The following is a 22159-nucleotide window of genomic DNA, read 5'->3' on the forward strand; positions in this document are numbered from 1 at the left end:
AACATGCGTTACTCACCTTTCGTACAGCGCATCAGCGGCGAATCCGTCAGCGCCTGGGACATCCACTACGCGGCCATCGAGGCCCGTGGGCGCGGCGAAGACGTGATCGTGCTCAGCGTCGGTGACCCGGACTTCGCCACCGACGAGCGCATCAGCGCCGCCGCCAGTGCCGCCCTGGAGCAAGGCGACACCCACTACACCCACGTCCTCGGCCGCCCGGCCCTGCGTGAGGCCATCGCCGCCAAGCAGCGCCGCCTGCTGGGCATCGAGGTCAGCGCCGACAACGTGGCGCTGGTGGCGGGTGCGCAGAACGGCTTGTTCGCCACATCGCTGTGCCTGTTCAGCAGCGGCGACGAAGTGCTGGTGCCAGAACCCATGTACCTGACCTACGAGGCCTGCATCCACGCCTCGGGGGCGCAGATCGCCTGCGTCCAGCAGCCGGCGGCCAATGGCTTTCGCCTGACCGCCGCGGCCCTGGAAGCGGCGCTCACCGACAAGACTCGCGGCATTGCCCTGGCCACCCCGTGCAACCCCACCGGCAACGTCTACAGCCGTGAGGAGCTGGAAGCCGTGGCCGAGGTGGCGCGCAAGCATGACCTCTGGGTGATCTCCGACGAGGTCTACGGGCAACTGACCTACGACCGCGAACACCTGAGCATCGCTTCGCTGCCGGGCATGGCCGAGCGCACGGTAATCCTCAACAGCCTGTCGAAAACCCATGCCATGACCGGTTGGCGCGTGGGCTGGGTGATCGCCCCGCCGGCCCTGGTCGGGCATCTGGACAACCTCTTGCTGTGCATGCTCTACGGCCTGCCGGGGTTTATCCAGGAAGCCGCGCTCAAGGCCCTGGAGCTCGATGAAGAAGTGATCGGCAGCGCCCGCGAGGTCTATCGCCGGCGCCGCGACCTGGTGGTGGCGGGCCTCAAGCAGGTGCAACTGCTGGACTGCCGCGAGCCGGAAGCCGGGATGTTCATGCTGGTGGACGTACGCCGCACCGGCCTGTCGAGCATGGATTTCGCCTGGCAGCTGTTCCGCGCCACCGGGGTCTCGGTGCTCGACGCCCAGGCTTTCGGCGCCAGTGCCGAGGGCTTCGTGCGGATCTCCTTCACCGTCGCCGACGAGGTGCTCAAGGACGCCTGCCAGCGCATTGCCGGCTTTGTCGAAACCCTGGGCGCACAACGCTGAATGCATGACCCGGGCCGCCCAGCGGCCCTGGTACCTCCGACAAGAACACTGCTGCGCCTTACTTTTTTGCCCACCTTTGAAGGGCCCCCTGCTTGAGAGGTTGACCCCGTGACCGCTTCCGACCAATTCAACTCCACCCATAGCGCCGTCGATCAATACGCTGAACTGGTGCTGCACAACGGCCGGATGTACACCCTCGATCCGGCCCAGCCCTGGGCCGACGCCGTGGCCATCCGCCAGGGCAAGCTGATCGCGGTGGGCAGCCTCGCTTCCCTGGCCTCGCTGATCGGGCCCAATACCCGCCAGCACGATCTGGACGGGGCCTTCTGCATGCCCGGCCTGCATGACATGCACACCCACCCGGACCTGGCCCTGGCCCCGCGCTACGCCGACGACCTGGACGTGGGCATCGAAGACCCGACCCCGGAGCAACTGGCAGCCGCGATCCACGCCTATGCCGACAGCCATCCCGGCGACGGCTGGATCTACGGCCAGTACTGGGTGCGCTACACCTTCCGCGAAGCCGGGCTGACCCCGGGCCGCGAATGGCTCGACAGCGTCATGCCGCACCGCCCGGTAGCCCTGCTGGACCGCATGTGGGGGACCATGATGGTCAACTCCAAGGCCCTGGAACTGGCCGGCATCGACCGCCACACCAGCGACCCGCGCAACGGCTACCTGGAGCGCGACGAGCTGACCGGCGAACCCAACGGCTTGTTGATCGACGGTGCCTACGCCCTGATCCATGCCGCCATGCCGCCGACTCCGGTGTCGGTGCTGCGCCGCGCCTATCGCGATGGCGTGCACTTCCAGACCTCTCGCGGGGTCACCGCCACCAAGTACGTGCACGTCTGCGAAAACCGCCTGCAGGCCCTCAAGGAACTGGACGATGCCGGCGAGCTGACCCTGCGGGTGGAAGCCGCCATCAGTTGGCAGGACGACATCTTCCCGGTGCGCCGGCGCTGGGAACTGCTCAGTGGCGAGCGGCATTTCTATCGCAGCGCGCGCCTGAGTGCCAACGCGGTGAAGTTCCACTTCGATGGCACCGTGGAGCCCAAGTCTTCCTACCTGCTGACCCCCTGGCCGGAAGAGTCGAGCTGGCGCGGCAAGCTCAACCTGACCCCGGAACACATCACCGACATGGTGGTGGACATGGACAAGCGCGGCCTGCGGGTGATCGCCCACTGCACCGGCGACGGCGCCTCCGACGTGTTCCTCGATGCCGTGGCCGAGGCCCGGCGGCGCAACGGCAACAGCGGCATCCGTCACCAGTGCGCCCACAGCACCCTGCTGCACCCGGGCAACCTCAAGCGTTTCCAGGCCCTGGACGTGATCGCCGAGTTCTCTCCGGCAGCCTGGTACCCGACTCCGTTCGCCAGCGGCGCACGCTCCGGCTACGGCCAGGAACGCCTCAAGCGCATCTATGACTTCAAGGGCGTGCTGGCAGCTGGTGGCATCGCGGTGTTCGGCACCGACTGGCCGGTGGCGTCCATCGATCCATGGCTGGCCCTGGAAACCATGGTCACCCGGCAGAACCCGTGGAACCAGGAACCTGACACCTTCGGTGACCCCATCAGCCTGGAACAGGCCCTGCAAGTAGCGACCCTCAACGGCGCCCACGCTATGGGCCTGGAGCACCTGACCGGCAGCCTGGAGGCCGGCAAGTCGGCGGACCTGATCGTCCTCGACCGCGACCTGTTCGCCCAGGACGCACGCAACTACATCCACCACACCCAGGTGCAACTGACCTTCGTCGAGGGGCAACTGGTCTACGACCGCCAGGGCACCTTCAGCGACACCCCGCTGCAAGCGGTGTGGGAAGGCCTGCCACCGGTGATCGAGGGCAAGGAATAATGAACAGCACCCCGAGCATCCCGGTAACCGTGGTTGCAGGCTTTCTCGGCGCCGGCAAGACCACCCTGCTCAACCGCATGGTGCAACGCGCCGACAGCGGCCGGCTGGCGGTGATCGTCAACGATTTCGGCGAGCTGAACATCGATGCGGCGATCATCGCCGAGGTCACCGACGCGGTGTACAGCCTGCAGAACGGCTGCATCTGCTGCACCGTGCAGGAGGACCTGCTGGCGCAACTGGTGAGCCTGTCCAAGCTGCGCCCGGCCCTGGAGCGAATTGTCATCGAGTGCAGCGGCGTCTCCGACCCGCAGCGCATCGTGCAGACCATCGGCTACCCGCAACTGCGCAACCGCCTGCACCTGGACGCGGTGATCACCCTGGTGGATGCCAGCGGCTACCAGGACCTGGAAGGGGAAATGGCCCGCCTGTCCCGAGCCCAGGTGGCCTGCGCCGACTGGGTGCTGCTGAACAAGGCCGACCTGGTGAGCGCCGAGCAATTGCAGAGCATCCGCGCCAGCCTCGGCAATCGCGCCCCGGTATTCGACACGGTGCAGGCCGAGCTGCCCCCCGAGCTGCTGCTGGCGCCGCCGGTGCGCTCCACCGAAGTGCTGTTCAAGGCCCTGCCCCAGGCCCACGACCAGTTGTTCGAAAGCTGGGTGTGGAAAAGCTCGCGACCGCTGCAGCCCAAGGCTTTGCGGGACTGGCTGGCGCGCCTGCCAGCCGACCTGCTGCGCCTCAAGGGCCTGGTGCGCCTTGAAGGCAATGAACAACCTTATTGGTTGCAGCATGTGGGCAACCGCAGCCAGTTCACCCTGGCCGCCGATCAGCCCACCGAGCATGCCGCGCAATTGGTATTCATCGCCCGCCGAGGCAGCGATCTGCGCCAGGAACTGGAGGCTGGGGTCAGCGATACACAAGTGCTTTGAACGACAGGGAATCTGTGGCGCGAAGGCCGGTCTGAAAGAGGCGCGGCTGCCGGGCCGTCGCTTGGTCCGTGACAATAGGGCCCGGGTCCAATAGATTAGGCGCCCCCGAAAATCCCCCTGGGCCTTTCGCGCCTCAAACCTGTTAAACCAAGTAGTGGATGTTCAATGCCTGATTCCAACACCGAAGAATCCGTAGTCGCCCTGTCCAACAAGGCCGAATACGAAAACGCCATTCATCTTTCACAACACGTGTCCCAGGCCAAGACTATCAGCGAGATGGTGCTCGACGCCTTCCACACCTCGAAAGAAAGTGACCAGATTCGCGAACTGCGCGCAGCGATTCGCCAGGCCCACGACCGCTTTGACGACGACACCGCCTATGAACTCATGGGCCAGCTCAAGCAGCTCAAAGACGCCGAGGCCGCCGACCTGGCCGCCCTGGAAGACCTGAGCAAGAAATTCCCCATCAGCCGGATTCTCTCCAGCTACAAGGACGATCCGGACTTCCAGGAGCTGGTCTACGGCCTGGCCCTGAAGGTGCTGAACCAGACCCACCAGGCCATCAGCAACCCCAGCGGCGGCAAGAGCAAGGCGCGTCCGAAGAAGGAAATGGAAGTGTTCGCCATCAGCAAGGACGGCGTCAGCGTCACCCTGCCGATGCGCCCGCGCTCCAAGGCCAACGTCGACCGTGAAGCCTTCGAATTCCTCGGTTTCAGCTTTGTCGGTGAAGGCGACGAGGCGGAACTGGAAAGCGAGATGTTCCTCGACAAGGATGGCAACGAACAGCAGGCCACCCGCAAGAACATCGTTACCGCGATCCAGCAGCAGACCGCGTTCGAAGGCTACAGCGCGCAACAACAGCTGTAACCCGCCGCTGCAGGAGCGAGCTTGCTCGCGAAGCGCCAGCACAGCCTTCTGCAGACCTGAAAAGCCCCGTATTCCAGCGTGAAGACGGGGCTTTTCTATCTTCAGCGATCCCCGTACTCAAGGATGGGGTACATCGCACACAACGCCTCGGTCTCCAGCCGGAAGCGCTCCTGCTGCGCGGGCTCCAGAACGTATGGCTGCTCGCCCCGCGGCTGCAGCTGATCCAGTATCCGGCACACCAGGTCGACGATCTGCCGGCAGCCCTGGGGGTCCACATAGCGCTGTGCGATGGAGCCCGTGCCGATACACAAGCCATTGGCGGCAAATGACGATCGAGTCTCCCCCGGTGCGCGTTTTTTGCTGACGATGATTCCGCACTTTTCCAATGCCGATTCGGCGAGGGAGCCGCTGATGCCCTTAGGCAAACGCAACAGGATCGTGTGGTTTTCCGTCCCGCCGCCCATTACCTCGTAGTCCCGCGCCATGAACGCGCAGGCCATTTCATCCGCCGTGGCGCGAATCCGCCCCATGTAGGCATCGAACTGTGCAGACATGGCATAGCCCAGCGCGGCCGCCTTGGCGGCGATCATGTTGACTGCAGGCGCCCCCTGCATCCCGGGGAAAACTGCCTGGTCGAGCACCCGACGAAAGCTCGACCTCAGGCCGGGCACCTTGGTGTCCGCGTCCCGCCCGGAAAGAATCAGGCCGCCGCGTGGCCCGGCGAGCTGTTTGTGGGTGCAAGTGGTGGTGACGTGCGCCACATCGATCGGGCTCGGATGACGCCCCGTGGCAACCAGGCCGGCGATATGGGAGATGTCGGCAAGGACGATGGCCCCGGCTTCATCGGCAATGTCGCGAAAACGCTGGAAGTCCACGACCCGCGAATAAGCCGTTGCCCCACAGATGATGATGCGCGGGCGATGGGCCATCGCCAGCTGACGTACCTCCTGGTAGTCGATGGTGCCCTGGGCCGTGGTGCCGTAGCGGATCGCCTTGTAGTGGGCACCGGTAAAAGCGAGGGAGCTGCCGTGGGTCAGGTCGCCGCCATGATCCAGGGCCATCCCGAGCAGGGTGTCCCCCGGCTCAAGCAGCGCGGACAACACCTGGTAGTTGGCGTTCGAGGCCGAGTGCGATTGCACCGCGGCGTATTGCGCGGCAAACAGCTCCCGTGCCCTGCGGATCGCCAGGGATTCCACCAGATCGACGTTTTCGCACCCGGCGTGATGGCGTTTGCCCGCAACCCCCTGCGCCGTCACGTTGACCAGCGCCGAGGCCGAGGCGGCAAGGCTTCTGGGGGTGGCTGCACAGGAGGATGAAACCAGGGAAAGCGTGCGTTGTTGCCGGCTTACTTCAGCGTCCAGGATCCTGGCCAGCTCGGCGTCTTCTGTTCGCAGGTCCGCCAAGCCACATCGCAGCAAGTCGGCCTGGTTCCTCAGTGGTTCGGTATCGGCTGCCATAAATCTGTGCCCCTTCCTTGAGTGCTGCGCGCCACGAACGAGGACGTGCTTCCTGGGTTTTACGTTCGTTGGTGTGAATCGGGCTGATCCGGGCCCTGGGTCAAGACTGTATAAGGCGTAACAGAATTAATCAAAAAATTAAACATCCCTAAAGTTAAATGCTTCTTTTTTGAAGTGGAAGGACATCGGCGCAGCCTTGCCGGTGCAAGCCTCAGGGCGAGAGTGATAATGCCCAACCCCTGGGGCTTTATTGTCATGGCTGACGCATGCAACACTTGTCCGTTGCGGCCCTGTGCAAACCGGCCCCTCTCAGCGACTTGATCGCCCACAGTCCCCGTAGCGAAGTATCCCAGGACGGATACAGGCTGGCTAAAGGAGCACTAGCGAATTACCAGACAACACACAAGCAACTGACAGGCTTCTGCCACAGTGATCCCGCTATTGGCACCAGGCAATCGATGTCATGCGCGATGTGAACGCTAAAAAATTCGATGCATTACGACTATAAGGAAATGGTGAGGCATTTGATGCACAGAAGAGAAAGAACAGAGTATTTAAAAAGCAATATCAAATACCTGATTAAAAGTCGCGGAGAGACACAACTGTCTTTATGCAACGCCAGTGGCCTGACCAGAACAACCATATACAACATCCTGGAAGGCAAGGTCAGCAACGTCCAGCAGTCCACCATTCGAAAAATCTCCGACTTCTTCGGCATTTCCTATGAGGAAATAGAAACCGTCGACTTTGAAGAGAAGGAGATCATCGAAAGCAGCATTTCCCCGCAAGGGAACATGAACCCGGCTGCTGTTCCGATCCTCAAGGAAAGCCAGTTGATGGCCAACATGGATAAACGTATTGGCGAACTCGCCACTTGTTTCCCATTGACCTACTACTTCGGTACATCCTCTAACTTGATAGCCGTGCGCCTGGAAAACGATATCAAGGGCATGTATGAGGTCGGCGGCCTGCTGATCGTGCAAAAGGGGACGATCACCGATGAAAAGGAAAAACTGGCTTACGACAAACAGACCAGGAAACTGCTGATCATGAACGAGGTCGTCTTCGACCCAGATCGTATATCCGTTGTCGGCGATATCATTGAGGAACGCTTCAATGACTGCCTATGAAGGTGATATCGAGAACAGCAAGTACAAGCTTCTGGGGTTTGAGAACAATAAAAACCTGGCCGTGATCATGATCATCGACACCGGCAAGGTCATAAAAATAAAGCTGAGCGAAGTAGTGAACAGCGAAATAATGGATAACTTAAACAAAATGGAAGTTAAAAACCTGTATAAAAAGTTCTACTCCCAAGGAGGAACACTTACTGCATACGACTTGAACGACCGCAATGAAAACTCATGGATGATCTACATCATCCTCAACCTGCTGCTCTTTACCTTTTATATTTTCACCAGCATCGCTGCAACAAAGCCGATCTACCTTGAATCCCTCGACATCATTATTACCCCCGGCACCTTTCTGTACCCTCTGACATTCCTGATCGTTGACCTGCTGAACGAGAACTTCGGACTCAGGCTCGCCAGAAGAGCCATTCTGTTTGCATTTGCAAGCAACGCCATGATCATCATCCTGCTCTACGCGTCCACTTTTCTCCCCGGACTGCCAGGCTGGAAACTCGATACACCTTATAACGACGTTATTATCCAGGTGTCGTCTGTACTCGTAGCGTCTTCCGTTTCCTTCCTTGTTTCTGAAAACATAAACTCATATTTGCTGTGCAAGATAAAGGAACTCACAAATTCCAGATTCCTATTTCTGCGGATATTCCTCAGCACCTTGTTTGCGGTCATCATCGACAGCTTCGTGTTTTGCTACATCGCATTCTATGGATCCATGCAAAACAACGACATCCTGAACATGATTTATGTTCAGATCGCAATCAAGGTCTGTTTTGCATTCTTCAATATATTGCCCGCCTATGGCGCACGATCACTGTTCAAGAGATACATAACGGATAGCCAGGCAAAATGATCGATCGCTGTTTGTAGAGCGACGCCGGAGCTCAACACCTATCTGCCAGGCAGGTTCAGTGTTGGGCTCCAAGGGCAGCAAGCTGCTCAAATCCTCACTTCAGACCCATCTTGCTCTTCAGGCTATCCATGACTTGCGTCTTGTTCTCCAGATAAGCGTTCAAGCCTTTTGCCCGCAGATTGCAGGCGTCGCAGTTGGCGCAGCCACTGCCCATGATGCCGTTGTAGCAAGTCAGGGTTTGCTCGCGAACCAGCTCCAGTTGATTGTGGTAGTCCGCCAGAGCCCAGGTTTCTGCCTTGTTCAGCCACATCAGTGGAGTCTCGAGGCGCAACTTGTACTCCATGCCCAGTTCGAGGGCCTTGTTCAATGCCTTTACAAATTCATCGCGGCAATCGGGGTAACCCGAGAAATCGGTCTCGCACACTCCGGTAATCACGGTCTCGGCTTTTACCTGATAGGCATAGATAGAGGCCAGGGTAAGGAACAGGATGTTTCTTCCGGGTACAAAGGTGCTGGGCAAGCTCTCGCCTGAACTGTTCACCGTGGGCACCGGAATGTTGTCCCGAGTGAGGCTGCTGATCGCCAGTTCGTTGAGTAACGAAGCGTCCAGCACTTTGTGCACGGTCGCCCCCAACTGCTTGGATAGCCGCTGCGCGGTCTCGATTTCCGCGTGGTGCCGCTGGCCATAGTCGAACGTAATGCAGTGCACTTCGTCATAGAGCGGCAAGGCGTGGATCAGACAGGTTGTCGAGTCCTGTCCGCCGCTGAACACGATAACCGCTGTTTTCTTCATCATTCTGCTTCCTGCATGAGTTGGGTCATTTGAATAGTTGGGCAGCCCACGCAAGGGCTCTCAATAAAATACCCCGCGCGTCTCTCGAAGGCGGGGCTTTTCCGTGTTCGGGTGCGCGGCTCACGCCGAGCGTGCACTGCCGGCCATGCGCCGCAGAATATGCCCCTGGCCCTTGATGCAGTGCAGGATCAGCGCCGCCACATGGCCGACGATCAGCACCAGCAGGGTCCAGCCCAGGAGGCTGTGGAAATTGTTGCCCAGCTCGGTCATCCACTGGATCTTCGGCCCGTCGAAGCCGTTCATTACCGGCAGACCGAAGGCGGAAAAGGCGCGACCCGAGCCGTACTGACGCAACAGGCCGAGAAACGGAATGGCAAACATCCCGGCATACAGCAGCCCATGCCCCAGGGTTGCTGCAAGGTTGAGGCTCGGCGGCCGGCGATGACGGTTCAACAGGCTCCAGACCACACGCACCAGCAGCAGGGCCATCAACAGCAGGCCGACTTGCTTGTGGGTCGGCCAGAGGAACTTGTCCAGGGCCGAATCGGCCATCAGGTAATGCGCACTGGTGGTGCTGTAGATCCAGGCAAAGGCCAGGGCCATGGCCCAGTGCAGTCCGCGACTGATGACGCCATAGCGCACCTTCGAGTCGTACAGTTCAATACGGTTTTCCATTGCATCCACTCAGGTTCTATCCACGAACGGCGCATTTTACCCGGCCAGGCCAGGCCTTCGGGCCGAAAAACTTTAAATGATGTGACCATCAACCCAGCGCAATGAAAAAAGCCCCGCGCTTCTTGCGAAGGCGGGGCTTTTCCTGTGGCCTGGACAGCTTAGTGTGCGTAGGTCAGCAGGAGCTCGGTCGGGGCCTTGAAATCCACCGACATCATCACGCTCAGCGCGGTGATGGTGAAGATCGAGAACACGAAGAGCTTGCGCGCCCACACGGTGTCATCCACTGCCTTGTAGCCGGTCCAGGCCATGTACAACCAGTACATGCCCATGGCCGCCGCTACCGCCAGGTAGCTCATGCCGGCGTAACCGCTGAAGGTCAGCATCAGGGTCGCCACCAGGAATGCCAGGATGTAGAGCAGGATGTGCTTCTTGGCCACGCGGATGCCACGCTTCACTGGCAGCACCGGAATCGATGCGGCCAGGTAATCGTTGAAGCGGAAGATCGCGATAGCGTAGGAATGCGGCATCTGCCACAGGCTGAACATCACCAGCAGGGTCAGCGCAGCCATGTCGAAGCTGTTGCTGACCGCGACATAGCCGATCACTGGCGGCATGGCCCCGGACAGACTGCCCACCAGCGTGCCGTGAACCGACTTGCGCTTGAGGTACAGGCTGTAGAAGCCGACGTAGATGACAAAGCCGATTACCGCGAACAACGCGGCCAACGGGTTGGCCACGTAGTACAGCAGGGCGACGCCGGCGACACCGAGGATAGAGGCGTAGACCAGTGCCACTTCCAGGGAAATCAGGCCCTGGACCAGCACGCGGTTCTTGGTGCGCTCCATCTTCAGGTCGATGTCACGGTCGATGCAGTTGTTGAACACGCAACCGGACGCTACCACCAGCGAGGTGCCGATCATGGCGGCCAGGAAAATGGCCAGATCGACATGCCCTTTCGAGGCCAGGAAGAACCCGCCTGCCACAGAAAGCACGTTACCGAAAATGATCCCCGGTTTGGTGATTTGGATAAAGTGCTTGAGCGACATCGGGTTTACCTCACTTCGCCATCATGACGGTGTGGATGCTGAACATGATCCACAACGACAGACCAACCAGCAGAACAATGACCAACGCGGCGAAGATGAACGCCACCACGTTGTTGCGCTGTGCTTCGGAACGGTCCAGGTGCAGGAAGTACACCAGGTGCACCAGCACCTGGATGACTGCGAACGCCAGGACGATCCACAGGGTCACGTCTTTGGGCAGCGATGGGTACATCACCAGGCCGAACGGGATCAGTGTCAGGATGACCGACAGGATGAAGCCGATGGCGTAGGACTTGACGCTGCCGTGACCGGCTTCGTCGTGGGAGTGTGTGTTGGCCATTTACATAGTCCCCATCAGGTAAACAACGGTGAATACGCAGATCCACACCACGTCCAGGAAGTGCCAGAACAGGCTCAGGCAGCTCAGACGGGTCTTGTTGGTCGCCGTCAGGCCGTTTTTCTGCACCTGGTACATCATGATCGCCATCCAGATCAGACCGCTGGTCACGTGCAGACCGTGGGTACCGACCAGGGTGAAGAACCCGGACAGGAAGCCGGAACGGCTAGGGCCATAGCCTTCGGAGATCAGCAGGTGGAACTCGTTGATCTCCATGCCGATGAAGCCCAGGCCAAACAGGAAGGTCATGGCCAGCCAGCCCAGTACCTGCTTCTTGTTGCCCCGGAAGAACGCCAGCATGGCGAAGCCGTAGGTGATCGAACTGAACAGCAGCAGGGCGGTTTCACCCAGTACGTATGGCAGTTCGAAGATGTCGTGGCCCGACGGGCCACCCGCTACGTTGTTAACCAGTACCGCGTATACCGCGAAGATCGACGCAAACAGAATGCAGTCGGTCATCAGGTAGAGCCAGAAACCGAATACGGTCATCTCGCCCGAGTCGTGGTGATGGTCATCGTGCCCATGGTCATCGACATGGGCGTGTCCAGCATTGGTCACTAAGTTCGACATGGATTAAGCCTGTTCCAACGAGGTTTCAACACGGGTAGCCGGGATCTTGTTCTCCGATACCAGACGCTTGTGCTGTTCGGCTTCGATGCGCTCGATCGTTTCGACCGGCACCATGTAGCCTTGATCATCACGGGCAGCGTGGATCGCGAAATAGATCACGGTGCCGGCCAGGCTTGCGATGGCCAGCCACCAGATGTGCCAGATCATGGCGAAACCGAACACGGTCAGCAGAGCACCCATGACCAGACCGGTAGCGGTGTTGTTGGGCATGTGGATCGGCTGGTAGCGGCCAGGCTGCGCGTAGGCAGTGCCGTTTTCCTTGGCTTCGGTGAACGGATCGATGCCTTCGGCTTTCGGCAGTACCGCGAAGTTGTAGAACGGAGGTGGCGACGAGGTCGACCATTCCAGGGTGTGGGCGTTCCAAGGGTCGCCGGATACACACATGTTCTGCTTGCGGTCACGCACGCTGACGTACAGCTGGATCAGCTGGCAGGCGATACCCACGGCGATCATCACCGCACCTACCATGGCGACGTACAGGTACGGCACCCACTCAGGGTTGGTGGTGGCGTTCAGACGACGGGTCATGCCCATGAAGCCCAGTGCATAGAGCGGCATGAACGCGACGAAGAAGCCGGAGATCCAGAACCAGAACGCAGCCTTGCCCCAACCTTCATGCAGCTTGAAGCCGAAGGCTTTCGGGAAGTAGAAGCTGAAGCCGGCGATGTAGCCGAATACCGCGCCGCCGATGATCACGTTGTGGAAGTGAGCGATCACGAACAGGCTGTTGTGCAGAACGAAGTCGGCACCCGGAATGGCCAGCAGTACGCCAGTCATGCCGCCGATGGCGAAGGTCACCATGAAGCCCAGGGTCCACAGAACCTGGCTGGTGATGCGCAGACGGCCGTGGTAGATGGTGAACAGCCAGTTGAACAGCTTCACCCCCGTCGGAATCGAGATCAGCATCGTCGCCAGGCCGAAGAAGGCGTTGACGCTGGCCCCCGAACCCATGGTGAAGAAGTGGTGCAGCCAGACCATGAAGCCCAGTACCGAGATCGCGCCGGAAGCGTAGATCATCGAATGGTGGCCGAACAGGCGCTTGCCGGAGAAGGTCGAGATCACTTCGGAGAAGATACCGAACGCCGGCAGGATCAGGATGTACACCTCGGGGTGACCCCAGGCCCAGAACAGGTTCACGTACATCATTGGATTGCCACCAAGTTCATTGGTGAAAATGTGGAAATCCATGTAACGGTCAAGCGTCAGCAGTGCCAGGGTAGCGGTGAGGATCGGGAACGAAGCCACGATCAGCACGTTGGCCCAGGTGCAGGTCCAAGTGAAGATCGGCATGTCCATCATCTTCATGCCCGGGGTACGCATTTTCAGCACGGTGGCCAGGAAGTTGACCCCCGTCAGCGTTGTCCCCAGCCCTGATAGCTGTAGCGCCCAGATGTAGTAGTCCACACCCACGCCCGGACTGTATTGCAAGCCCGACAGCGGCGGATAGGCAACCCAGCCGGTCTTGGCGAATTCGCCAACGCCCAGGGACAGGTTGATCAGCACCACGCCCGAAACCAGCAGCCAGAAGCTCAGGGAGTTGAGGAACGGATAGGCCACGTCACGCGCGCCGATCTGCAGCGGCACGACAAGGTTCATCAGGCCGGTGAAGAATGGCATCGCCATGAAGATGATCATGATCACACCGTGAGCGGTGAAGATCTGGTCATAGTGTTCAGGTGGCAGGTAGCCAGGCGAACCCTCGGTGGCCATGGCCAGCTGGGTACGCATCATGATGGCGTCGGCAAAACCACGCAGCAGCATGACCATGGCGACGATGATGTACATCACACCGATTTTCTTGTGGTCGACGGACGTCAGCCACTCGGTCCACAGGTAGGTCCACTTCTTGAAGTAGGTGATTGCCGCGAACAGCGCCACGCCACCGAGCAGAATCATGGCAACGGTGACCATGACAATCGGCTCGTGGAACGGAATCGCTTCCAGACTTAATTTACCAAACATCGTTTACTCCTCTGCCCCGGCAGCTGAATGCGAACTCACGTCCATCCCTTCCGTTGCGGCCACTTCCTTTTCTTTCTTCTCGTGCTTGAGCGGCTTGCCCGGTTTCATGCCTTCATACTTGTCGATGACGGTCTGGAACAGGTTTGGCGCGTAGGCGGAGTAGAGCTCTACAGGATTGTTCTGGCTTGGCTTGGAAAGGGCTTCGTATTCAGCGGTGTCCAGCTGTTTAGGTGCCTTCTTGACTTCGTTTACCCAGGCGTCGAAATCTTCCTGACTGGTAGCGATCGCTTTGAACTTCATGCCGGTGAAACCCGCGCCGCTGTAGTTGGCGGAGATACCTTCAAGTTCGGTGTTCTGGTTGGCAATCAGGTGCAGCTTGGTGGTCATGCCCGCCATCGCGTAGATCTGGCCGCCCAGGCCCGGGATGAAGAACGAGTTCATCACGGTGTCGGAGGTCACGCGGAAGTTCACCGGGGTATGGGCCGGGAAAACGATCTTGTTGACGGTGGCGATCCCTTGGTCGGGATAGATGAACAGCCACTTCCAGTCCATGGCGACCACTTCGATGGTCACTGGCTTGACGTCGGAATCCAGCGGACGGTAAGGGTCCAGGGCGTGGGTCGACTTGTAGGTGACATAACCCAGGGCAATGATGATGAGCACCGGAACCAGCCACACCGCGATCTCGATCTTGGTGGAGTGGGACCACTTCGGCGCGTAGGTCGCGTCCTTGTTGGAGGCGCGGTATTTCCAGGCGAAGGCGAAGGTCATGATGATGACCGGCACAACCACCAGCAGCATCAGGATGGTTGCCGTGATGATCAGGTTTCGTTCATCCAGACCGACCTGACCCTTGGGATCGAGCAAGGTCCACTTGCAGCCTCCCAGCATTAACATGCCGAGCAGCGGCAATAAGCCTAGTAATCTGGGGTACCTGTTTTTACTCATCTCACGACCTCTAAAGCAGCTTGCGCAATGCAGTTGGGTTTTGATCGCCAACACTTCACCCTGCCAAGGGTTGGCATTTTTCTTCAATTGAATAAGGGCCTGCCCGTTGCGTTAAGCGCTCAACGACACATCCCGGGCTAGCAGTGGTTCTTATTCGATCTCGTGGTCAAAGGCCTTGTTACAGACCAATTCCATTTGGTGCGGAAGTTTGGAAGGCGCCGACACCCGCAGTCGCATGGAGCGCTCTATCCGCCCCTCGACCGTCCTCGTGTGCTCAGGGTTGAGCAGCGTCGGAAATTCAGTGCGGGCGATTGTAGATATGTCGCGTTTTATAAACCATGTCTTATCCCGAAATAATTTTTATCCCATGGCGCAACAATCCCTCATGATTGTTGCGAAGGATCGCAATCATAGCGATTTTCATTTGCAACAAAAAGCCCCAAAAAGGACCTGAAACACCCCCCTTCCAGGACTCTCGATCCCCCCTGAGGGCCGCCTTCCATCAGGCTTCACCCCTTGTAAAACGGGCGCTGTGAAGATTTGTATCGATAGCAGGCTATGGTTCTCGGCCGACAGGCTCGCGTACACAAACTGACAGGCTCTCATTGAACCAGCGCGCCAGAATGCAGTCTGTTGCAGCGACTCAACCGCCCCTCTGCGACCGCGGCACTGTGACAACATGTCGCACTTTTGCCGCACCTGCGCTTGCCGCAAATCACGGACTTTTCAGGTGCCGAATGAACGGCACAAAAAAGCCCCGGCCCCCCATCGGAAGGCCGGGGCTTTTACGAGTGAATCAGTAGGTTTTCTTGCGATTGCGTACCACACCCAGAGGCACCAGGATCACCGTCAGCACGAACGCCACCAGCGCCCACTGGGCCAGGGACAGACCCAGGATCGGCGGGTACGGCGTGGAGCAGAAACCGTCCACCTGAAAGCCCAGGGGGAAGATCTTGGCCAACGGCAGGCTGTCGACAATCGGCTGCAGTACATCGATGCCACAGCTCACCGAGGGGTAGAACTGGGTGTACACATGGTGCCCCGCCACGCCCGCGCCGGCGAGGGCGCAGATGACCACCAGGGTTTCCATGACCGTGACCCCACGTCGCGAACTCATGGCCGCGCCGATGAAGGCAAACAGTGCAATCAGCAGCAAGGCATAACGCTGCAGGATGCACAGCGGGCACGGCGCCTCGCCCAGCACCACCTGCATGTACAGGGCTCCGCCGATCAGTGCCAGGCAGATAATCCCCAGCAGCACCAGGAAACGCCGCTCGCGTCCCAAACCCAGTCTGTCGTCACTCATCCCTATTCCTTTTTCTGTTGTGTTCAGCCTGCCCCCGAGACCCGAGGCGGCAGACCGAGATTGTCTTCGATGAACCCGTCGATCGCGTGCAGGCCAATACTCGCAGAGGCACACCCGGCTGCCGGGAAGTCTACACGTTGAACATGACCTTTGAATGCAGGGACGTACAGCGCCACTGCAACGCGGCTTCGGGCGCTTTGCCAGTTGCGGACAATAGCGACAAGCAGGTTAAGAGTGGATTAACCGCCATACCAAATACGCCGAGAATAAAGGCGGTTTCGGGAAAATCAGCGAATGCCGGAGCGACATGAAACGAAGGGGAGAGAGAAAAGGCCGGCGCCCGTGGGAAGCCGGCCGGGGTGGTTATTCCAGGGCCGCTGCCGGACCGAAGAACTCATAGCGGCTCTGCTGCTCGGGAATGCCCAGGGCCTGCAGGTGGCGCTTGATCGCGGCCATGAAACCCTTGGGCCCGAGGAAGTAGGCGTCCAGGTCGCGTTGCTCCGGCAGCCACTCGGCCAGTTGCTCGCGGGTCAGCATGCCCAGCTTGTCCGCCGCCGGGCTGACACCGTCATCCTCGGCGTAGCAATAGAAGCGCTTGAGCTGTGGATACCGCTGGGCCAGTTCATCGACCCAGTTGCGAAAGGCATGCACCTGGCCGTTGCGGGCGCAGTGGATGAAATGCACCGGACGCTCGGTGGCCAGCGCCGCCTCCAGCATCGGCAGGGTTGGAGTGATGCCCACCCCGCCGCTGATCAGCACCAGCGGTTTGTCGCTGGCCGCCAGGGTGAACTCCCCCGCAGGAGGGAACAGCATGACGCTGGTGCCCACCGGGCATTGGTCATGCAGGTAGTTGGAGGCCACGCCGCCGGTTTCGCGCTTGACGCTGATGCGGTACTGGCCCTGGTTGGAAAGTGCCGAAAGGGAGTAGTTACGACGGATTTCCTCGCCCCCTATAAAGAGCTGCAAACCGATGTACTGCCCCGGTTCAGCGGCGAGGATCGGCCCCTGGTCCAGCGGTTCGAAATAAAAGGAGGTGATTTCCGCGCTTTCTTCCACCTTCTGCACCAGCCGGAACTCACGGGCACCGCGCCAGCCGCCGGGCGCCTGGGCTTTCTCGTCGTAGATCGCCGCCTCGGCGCCGATCAGGATATCCGCCAGCTGGTTATAGGCGGCGGCCCAGGCATCGATCACTTCCTGGGTGGCGATCTCGCTGCCCAGCACTTCGGAAATGGCCCGCAGCAGGCAACCGCCAACGATGGGGTAATGTTCCGGAAGGATCTGCAAGGCGACGTGCTTGTTGATGATCTTGGCCACCAGGTCCCCCAACTGGTCCAGTTGGTCGATGTGCCGGGCATACATCAGAACACCATTGGCCAAGGCCCGGGGCTGATCGCCGCTGGCCTGATGCGCCTGGTTGAACAGTGGCCGCACTTGCGGGTACTCGGAGAGCATCATCCGGTAGAAGTGGGTAATCAGGGCTTCGCCGCCGCTTTCGAGCAGGGGCACAGTGGCTTTGATAATGGCACGATCTTGAACGCTTAGCATAAGGACAACTCCTGGACTTTATGACTGCTTGCAGGTTTCCTATGCCTAATCAGTTTTCGTGCCAAAAATAAATACGTTAAATATCAACAAGTTAATATAAATATAGTCATAAAGACACTCTGTCTTTTATAGTCATTAAGACACCACGGAGTCATTATGACTGCAAAATCCCTGCTCACCGCCCTGCTTCCCCTGGTCACCGACCTGTCCCGCGAACTGCCCGAAGGCGAGCGCTATCGCCGCCTGCTGGAAGCTCTGCGCGCCCTGCTGCCCTGCGATGCCACCGCACTGCTACGCCTGGATGGCGAGTGGCTGGTGCCCCTGGCGGTCAACGGCTTGAGCACCGACACCCTGGGCCGCCGTTTCAAGGTCAGCGAGCATCCGCGCTTCGCCGCCCTGCTCAGCAGCCCGGGCCCGACCCGCTTTGCCAGCGACAGCGACTTGCCCGACCCCTACGACGGCCTGGTGGAAGGGCTCGATGATCACCTGGAAGTGCATGACTGCATGGGCTGCCCGCTGTTCGTCGACGAGCGCCCCTGGGGCCTGCTGACCCTCGATGCCCTGGACCCGCAGCGCTTCGAACCCATTGAGCTGGATGCCCTGCAAGCCTTCGCCAGCCTCGCCGCCGCAACGGTCAGCGCCGCCCAGCGCATCGAACGCCTGGCCCAGCGCGCCGAAAACGAGCACCAGCGGGCCGAGGTCTATCGCCAGGCCAGTGGGCAGAACCGCGAGATGATCGGCCAGAGCAAGGCCCACAAACGCTTGCTGGAGGAAATCAAGCTGGTGGGCGGCAGCGACCTGACGGTGCTGATCACCGGAGAAACCGGCGTCGGCAAGGAACTGGTCGCCCAGGCTATCCACGCGGCTTCGCCCCGGGCCGAGCAGCCGATCATCAGCCTCAACTGCGCGGCCCTGCCCGACACCCTGGTGGAGAGCGAGCTGTTCGGCCACGTGCGCGGCGCCTTCACCGGGGCCACCCAGGATCGCCGGGGAAAATTCGAACTGGCCAATGGCGGCACGCTGTTTCTCGATGAAGTGGGCGAGTTGTCGCTGACCGTGCAGGCCAAACTGCTGCGGGTGCTGCAAAGCGGCCAACTGCAACGCCTGGGGTCGGACCAGGAGCATCGGGTCGACGTGCGCCTGATTGCCGCCACCAACCGCGATCTGGCGGAAGAAGTGCGCAACGGCCGCTATCGTGCCGACTTCTACCACCGTCTCAGCGTCTACCCCCTGCGGGTGCCGGCACTGCGCGAGCGCGGCCGCGATGTGCTGCTGCTCAGTGGCTACTTCCTGGAACAGAACCGCTCGCGCATGGGCCTGGGCAGCCTGCGCCTGAGCGTTGAGGCGCAACAGGCGCTGCTGGCCTACCACTGGCCGGGCAACGTTCGCGAGCTGGAGCACTTGATCGGGCGCAGCGCTCTGAAAGCGCTGGGCAACCACCCCGAGCGACCGAAGATCCTCAGCCTGGACGCCGGCGATCTGGACCTGCCCCGGGCCAGCGAAAGAACCAGCGCCCCCGTCGAGCCTGCTGTTGCAACCCAGGCCATGCCTGCCGTAGCCGGCGACCTGCGCCAGGCCACCGACCACTACCAGCGCCAACTGATCAGCAGTTGCCTGGAGCGGCACCAGCACAACTGGGCCAGCGCCGCCCGTGAGCTAGGCTTGGACAGGGCCAACCTGAGCCGCCTGGCCAAGCGCCTGGGCCTGCGGTAAACGCCAGCGCCGACAAAGCGCCCCGCCCCTCTGCAGGAGCCGGCTTGCCGGCCAGGGTCGCGCCGCCGACGGAAAGCGGGAACACCGCTAAAGCCAGCCCTGAACACGTCGATAACCCGTTATCAATGGTTGTCCGTGGCCCGTGCCACGAGCCAATTTTCTCCAGAGAAGGTTTTTATGTCCTCCAACAAAGCCCGCGCAGATTCGCTATCGCTTCTGCTGTTTACCTTGCGCAGCGGCAAGCTGATGGCAATCAACCTGCTTAAAGTCAGTGAAATCATTCCCTGCCCGCCGCTGACCAAGCTGCCCGAATCCCACCCCCACGTGAAAGGCATCGCCACCCTGCGGGGCAACTCGCTGTCGGTGATCGACCTCAGCCGGGCCATCGGCGAGCGGCCCCTGGCCGACCCCGACAGCGGCTGCCTGATCGTCACTGACGTCAGCCGCTCCAAACAGGGCCTGCACGTGCAGGCCGTGAGCAAGATCGTGCATTGCCTGACCACCGATATCCGTCCACCGCCCTTCGGTTCCGGCGGCTTGCGGTCCTACATCACTGGGGTGACCCAAGTGGACGGCACCCTGGTGCAGGTACTGGATATCGAGAAAGTGATCCATGGCATCGCCCCGGCCCAGATCGAGATGGCGCCCACCGAGCTGAGCATGGAAGACGCCGAAGCCCTGGGCAACGCGCGGATCCTGGTGGTGGACGACAGCCAGGTGGCACTGCAGCAATCGGTACACACCTTGCGCAACCTCGGCCTGCAATGCCACACCGCCCGCAGCGCCAAGGAAGCCATCGACTGCCTGCTGGAACTGCAAGGCACGGCCAACGAGATCAACCTGATTGTCTCGGACATCGAGATGTCGGAGATGGACGGCTACGCCCTGACCCGCACCCTGCGGGAAACCCCGGACTTCGCCCATCTCTACGTGCTGCTGCACACCTCCCTGGACAGCGCCATGAACAGCGAGAAAGCCCGTGTGGCCGGTGCCAACGCCGTGCTCACCAAGTTTTCCTCGCCAGAACTGACCCGCTGCCTGATCGACGCAGCCAAGACCATTGCCACCCAGGGCGCCTGAAGCATGAGCCAGATCCACTGTTTGTTGATGCGCCGCGATCTCACTGCCCCTTTGGCAGCGCCGCAGTGGCCTGCCGGCATCACTGTGCACAACTACAGCCCCGAGCATGCGCAGGCTGTGCATCAGTTGATGCATCTGGGCTACCAGGACGGTGGCGGCGACGTCCCGGTGCTGGACAGCTGGCGCCAGGCCTTCGAGAGCGATGCCGAATACGACCCCGAACTGTGCCTGGTGGCCCGGGATGCCGAAGGTGTGATCGGCGTCGCCCAGTGCTGGACCAGCGCCTACATCAAGGACCTGGTGGTACACCCCCGAGCGCGCGGCCAGGGCCTGGGGCGCGCCTTGCTGCAGCAAGCCTTCATCCTGTTCGCCGAACGCCGGGAAGGCTGCGTCGATCTGCGGGTACTGGAAGGCAACCTGGGGGCCCGGCGCCTCTACGAAAGCGTAGGCATGTACATCGTGCGTCACGAAACCCTCGACTGATCCGCCGGTCACTATCCTGTAGCCGCCGCCTAAGGCTGCGAACGGCCGGATCAGCCCCGGCGATCCCAAAGCCCCTGCGCCCCAAGGAGCCGCCCCATGAACGCCAAGACTCTGTGCCTGCTCTGCCTGGCCACCCTCACCGGCCAGGCCAGCGCCTCCAGCGACGATGCCTGGGCCGCCCTGGAGCAGGCCATCCGAATCAGCTGTACCCAGGCCAGCGGCCTGCAAAACCCCAAACCCGTGGGAACCATCGCGCAATTTCCCGACCAGGTCGGCGTCAGCGCCCTGTTGCTGCAAGGCCGCTACCCGCAGAAACACATGCGCGGCCAATCGGGCATCGAACTGTGCCTGTACAACAGGCAGACCGGCCAGGCTGCGGTCAGCGAGTGGGACTCGATCCGGCCGGCCCTCAAGGCCCGGTGAATGGCGCATAACTTGCTTCGGCATAGCCCCGGGTAGCGTCCATGACGGTTTTCCCACCTGACTCCTGCTGATCCACAAGGCGCTTCGTGCAATGAACACTCAGTTTTCCTGCGTCGGCTGCGGCAAATGCTGCAACGATCACCACGTGCCCCTGACCCTGCTGGAAGCCCGCGACTGGGCGGCCGACGGCGGCCAGGTGATCATTCTGGTGGAAGCCTTCCTCGGCAATGGCCTGGGGCTGCCGATGCAGCAGCGCGAGCACGCCGAACGCCGTTCCTGCCGGGTCCGCAGTGGCGCCACCGAAGCCTATGTGGCGATCACCTTCGCCGCCTACAACGTCGGCCCCTGCCGGAATCTTGACGAAGACCAGCTGTGCCGCATCTACCAGCGCCGGCCACTGGTGTGCCGCATCTACCCCATGGAAATCAATCCGCACATTCCCCTCAACCCGCAGGCCAAGGAATGCCCGCCGGAATCCTGGGAACAGGGCCCGCAACTGATTCTGGGGAATGAACTGGTGGATCAGGAGCTGGCCGAGCTGATCCGCCGCTCGCGCCAGGCCGACCGTGACGACATCCACACCAAGGAAGCCATTTGCGCCTTGCTGGGCATTCGCACCACAGCGCTCAAGGGCGACGGTTTCACCGCTTACCTGCCGGACATGGGCGCCCTGGCTAACGCCATCGACCAGGTCCAGGCTGCACCACCCGGAGCACCGGGCCAGCCCTGGCGCTTTCACCTGTCCGGAGACGATATCGCCGGTCAGGTCCAGGCCGCCGGTGCCCAGGTGGTCAGTGAAACGCCTCTGGACTACGCCTTCATTTCCCTGCGCGCCGCCTGAGCCGCGGACAATGGCGGGGCGGCGAACAGC

Annotated in this window: 21 protein-coding genes; 11 read left to right on the plus strand and 10 right to left on the minus strand. The window is 60.8% G+C overall.

The window, feature by feature from the left end:
* Window positions 1-3: 3 nt before the first annotated feature.
* The 4 genes from PFLCHA0_RS24950 (at window position 4) to PFLCHA0_RS24965 (ending at window position 4832) form a co-directional block, all read left to right on the plus strand.
* Window positions 4-1185, plus strand: coding sequence for a pyridoxal phosphate-dependent aminotransferase (locus PFLCHA0_RS24950; RefSeq protein ID WP_011063274.1), 1182 nt, complete (start codon window positions 4-6; stop codon window positions 1183-1185).
* A 108-nt stretch (window positions 1186-1293) separates the two neighbouring features.
* Window positions 1294-3039 carry an amidohydrolase gene (locus PFLCHA0_RS24955; RefSeq protein WP_015636910.1) on the plus strand — a complete coding sequence of 582 codons (1746 nt, stop codon included), beginning with the start codon at window positions 1294-1296 and terminating at the stop codon, window positions 3037-3039.
* Window positions 3039-3965, plus strand: a complete 927-nt coding sequence (locus tag PFLCHA0_RS24960) for a CobW family GTP-binding protein (protein WP_011063276.1) — start codon at window positions 3039-3041, stop codon at window positions 3963-3965. Before PFLCHA0_RS24955 ends, PFLCHA0_RS24960 begins: the two co-directional genes overlap by 1 nt.
* A gap of 165 nt (window positions 3966-4130) precedes the next feature.
* Complete coding sequence (locus PFLCHA0_RS24965; protein WP_011063277.1) at window positions 4131-4832, plus strand: hypothetical protein; 702 nt, start codon at window positions 4131-4133, stop codon at window positions 4830-4832.
* 101 nt (window positions 4833-4933) lie between these two features.
* Here the strand turns inward: PFLCHA0_RS24965 and PFLCHA0_RS24970 are convergent, their stop codons facing one another.
* Window positions 4934-6289, minus strand: a complete 1356-nt coding sequence (locus PFLCHA0_RS24970) for a serine hydroxymethyltransferase (RefSeq protein WP_015636911.1) — start codon at window positions 6287-6289, stop codon at window positions 4934-4936.
* Window positions 6290-6816: 527 nt separating this feature from the next.
* Between PFLCHA0_RS24970 and PFLCHA0_RS24975 the strand changes: the two genes are divergently transcribed.
* Window positions 6817-7419, plus strand: coding sequence for a helix-turn-helix transcriptional regulator (locus PFLCHA0_RS24975; RefSeq protein WP_015636912.1), 603 nt, complete (start codon window positions 6817-6819; stop codon window positions 7417-7419).
* Entirely contained in the window at window positions 7406-8287 is an 882-nt protein-coding gene (locus PFLCHA0_RS24980; protein WP_015636913.1) for a queuosine precursor transporter, read from the plus strand. Before PFLCHA0_RS24975 ends, PFLCHA0_RS24980 begins: the two co-directional genes overlap by 14 nt.
* Window positions 8288-8381: 94 nt before the next feature.
* On the opposite strand, the gene queC is transcribed toward PFLCHA0_RS24980, so the two are convergent.
* The 9 genes from queC to hmpA all read right to left on the minus strand — a co-directional run bounded on the left by queC (window position 8382) and on the right by hmpA (window position 17589).
* Entirely contained in the window at window positions 8382-9080 is a 699-nt protein-coding gene (queC, locus tag PFLCHA0_RS24985) for a 7-cyano-7-deazaguanine synthase QueC (RefSeq protein WP_011063281.1), read from the minus strand.
* A 120-nt stretch (window positions 9081-9200) separates the two neighbouring features.
* Entirely contained in the window at window positions 9201-9755 is a 555-nt protein-coding gene (locus tag PFLCHA0_RS24990) for a cytochrome b (RefSeq protein ID WP_015636915.1), read from the minus strand.
* Window positions 9756-9913: 158 nt separating this feature from the next.
* A complete protein-coding gene (gene cyoE, locus PFLCHA0_RS24995) occupies window positions 9914-10801 on the minus strand; it encodes a heme o synthase (RefSeq protein ID WP_011063283.1) in 888 nt (295 codons plus the stop codon).
* Window positions 10802-10811: 10 nt separating this feature from the next.
* Entirely contained in the window at window positions 10812-11141 is a 330-nt protein-coding gene (gene cyoD / locus PFLCHA0_RS25000; RefSeq protein ID WP_011063284.1) for a cytochrome o ubiquinol oxidase subunit IV, read from the minus strand.
* The gene (locus PFLCHA0_RS25005) at window positions 11142-11768 is read right to left on the minus strand and encodes a cytochrome o ubiquinol oxidase subunit III (protein ID WP_011063285.1); all 627 of its coding nucleotides are present in this window, start codon (window positions 11766-11768) and stop codon (window positions 11142-11144) included.
* 3 nt (window positions 11769-11771) lie between these two features.
* Entirely contained in the window at window positions 11772-13790 is a 2019-nt protein-coding gene (gene cyoB, locus PFLCHA0_RS25010) for a cytochrome o ubiquinol oxidase subunit I (protein WP_011063286.1), read from the minus strand.
* A 3-nt stretch (window positions 13791-13793) separates the two neighbouring features.
* The gene (gene cyoA, locus PFLCHA0_RS25015; protein WP_011063287.1) at window positions 13794-14738 is read right to left on the minus strand and encodes a ubiquinol oxidase subunit II; all 945 of its coding nucleotides are present in this window, start codon (window positions 14736-14738) and stop codon (window positions 13794-13796) included.
* Between the two features lie 796 nt (window positions 14739-15534).
* Entirely contained in the window at window positions 15535-16044 is a 510-nt protein-coding gene (locus PFLCHA0_RS25020; RefSeq protein ID WP_011063288.1) for a disulfide bond formation protein B, read from the minus strand.
* Between the two features lie 363 nt (window positions 16045-16407).
* Entirely contained in the window at window positions 16408-17589 is a 1182-nt protein-coding gene (gene hmpA / locus PFLCHA0_RS25025; RefSeq protein WP_011063289.1) for an NO-inducible flavohemoprotein, read from the minus strand.
* A gap of 156 nt (window positions 17590-17745) precedes the next feature.
* On the opposite strand from hmpA, the gene norR reads away from it, so the two are divergent.
* From norR to PFLCHA0_RS25050, 5 genes are all read left to right on the plus strand, one after another.
* Entirely contained in the window at window positions 17746-19302 is a 1557-nt protein-coding gene (norR, locus tag PFLCHA0_RS25030) for a nitric oxide reductase transcriptional regulator NorR (protein ID WP_015636917.1), read from the plus strand.
* A gap of 177 nt (window positions 19303-19479) precedes the next feature.
* Window positions 19480-20382 carry a chemotaxis protein gene (locus PFLCHA0_RS25035; protein ID WP_011063291.1) on the plus strand — a complete coding sequence of 301 codons (903 nt, stop codon included), beginning with the start codon at window positions 19480-19482 and terminating at the stop codon, window positions 20380-20382.
* Between the two features lie 3 nt (window positions 20383-20385).
* Window positions 20386-20865, plus strand: a complete 480-nt coding sequence (locus PFLCHA0_RS25040; RefSeq protein WP_015636918.1) for a GNAT family N-acetyltransferase — start codon at window positions 20386-20388, stop codon at window positions 20863-20865.
* Between the two features lie 96 nt (window positions 20866-20961).
* Window positions 20962-21288: a hypothetical protein gene (locus PFLCHA0_RS25045; RefSeq protein ID WP_015636919.1), complete on the plus strand. Its 327-nt coding sequence runs from the start codon at window positions 20962-20964 to the stop codon at window positions 21286-21288.
* Between the two features lie 91 nt (window positions 21289-21379).
* Window positions 21380-22129: a YkgJ family cysteine cluster protein gene (locus PFLCHA0_RS25050; protein ID WP_011063294.1), complete on the plus strand. Its 750-nt coding sequence runs from the start codon at window positions 21380-21382 to the stop codon at window positions 22127-22129.
* Window positions 22130-22159 lie beyond the last annotated feature (30 nt).

This window comes from Pseudomonas protegens CHA0 (assembly GCF_000397205.1).
Taxonomy (GTDB): domain Bacteria; phylum Pseudomonadota; class Gammaproteobacteria; order Pseudomonadales; family Pseudomonadaceae; genus Aquipseudomonas; species Aquipseudomonas protegens.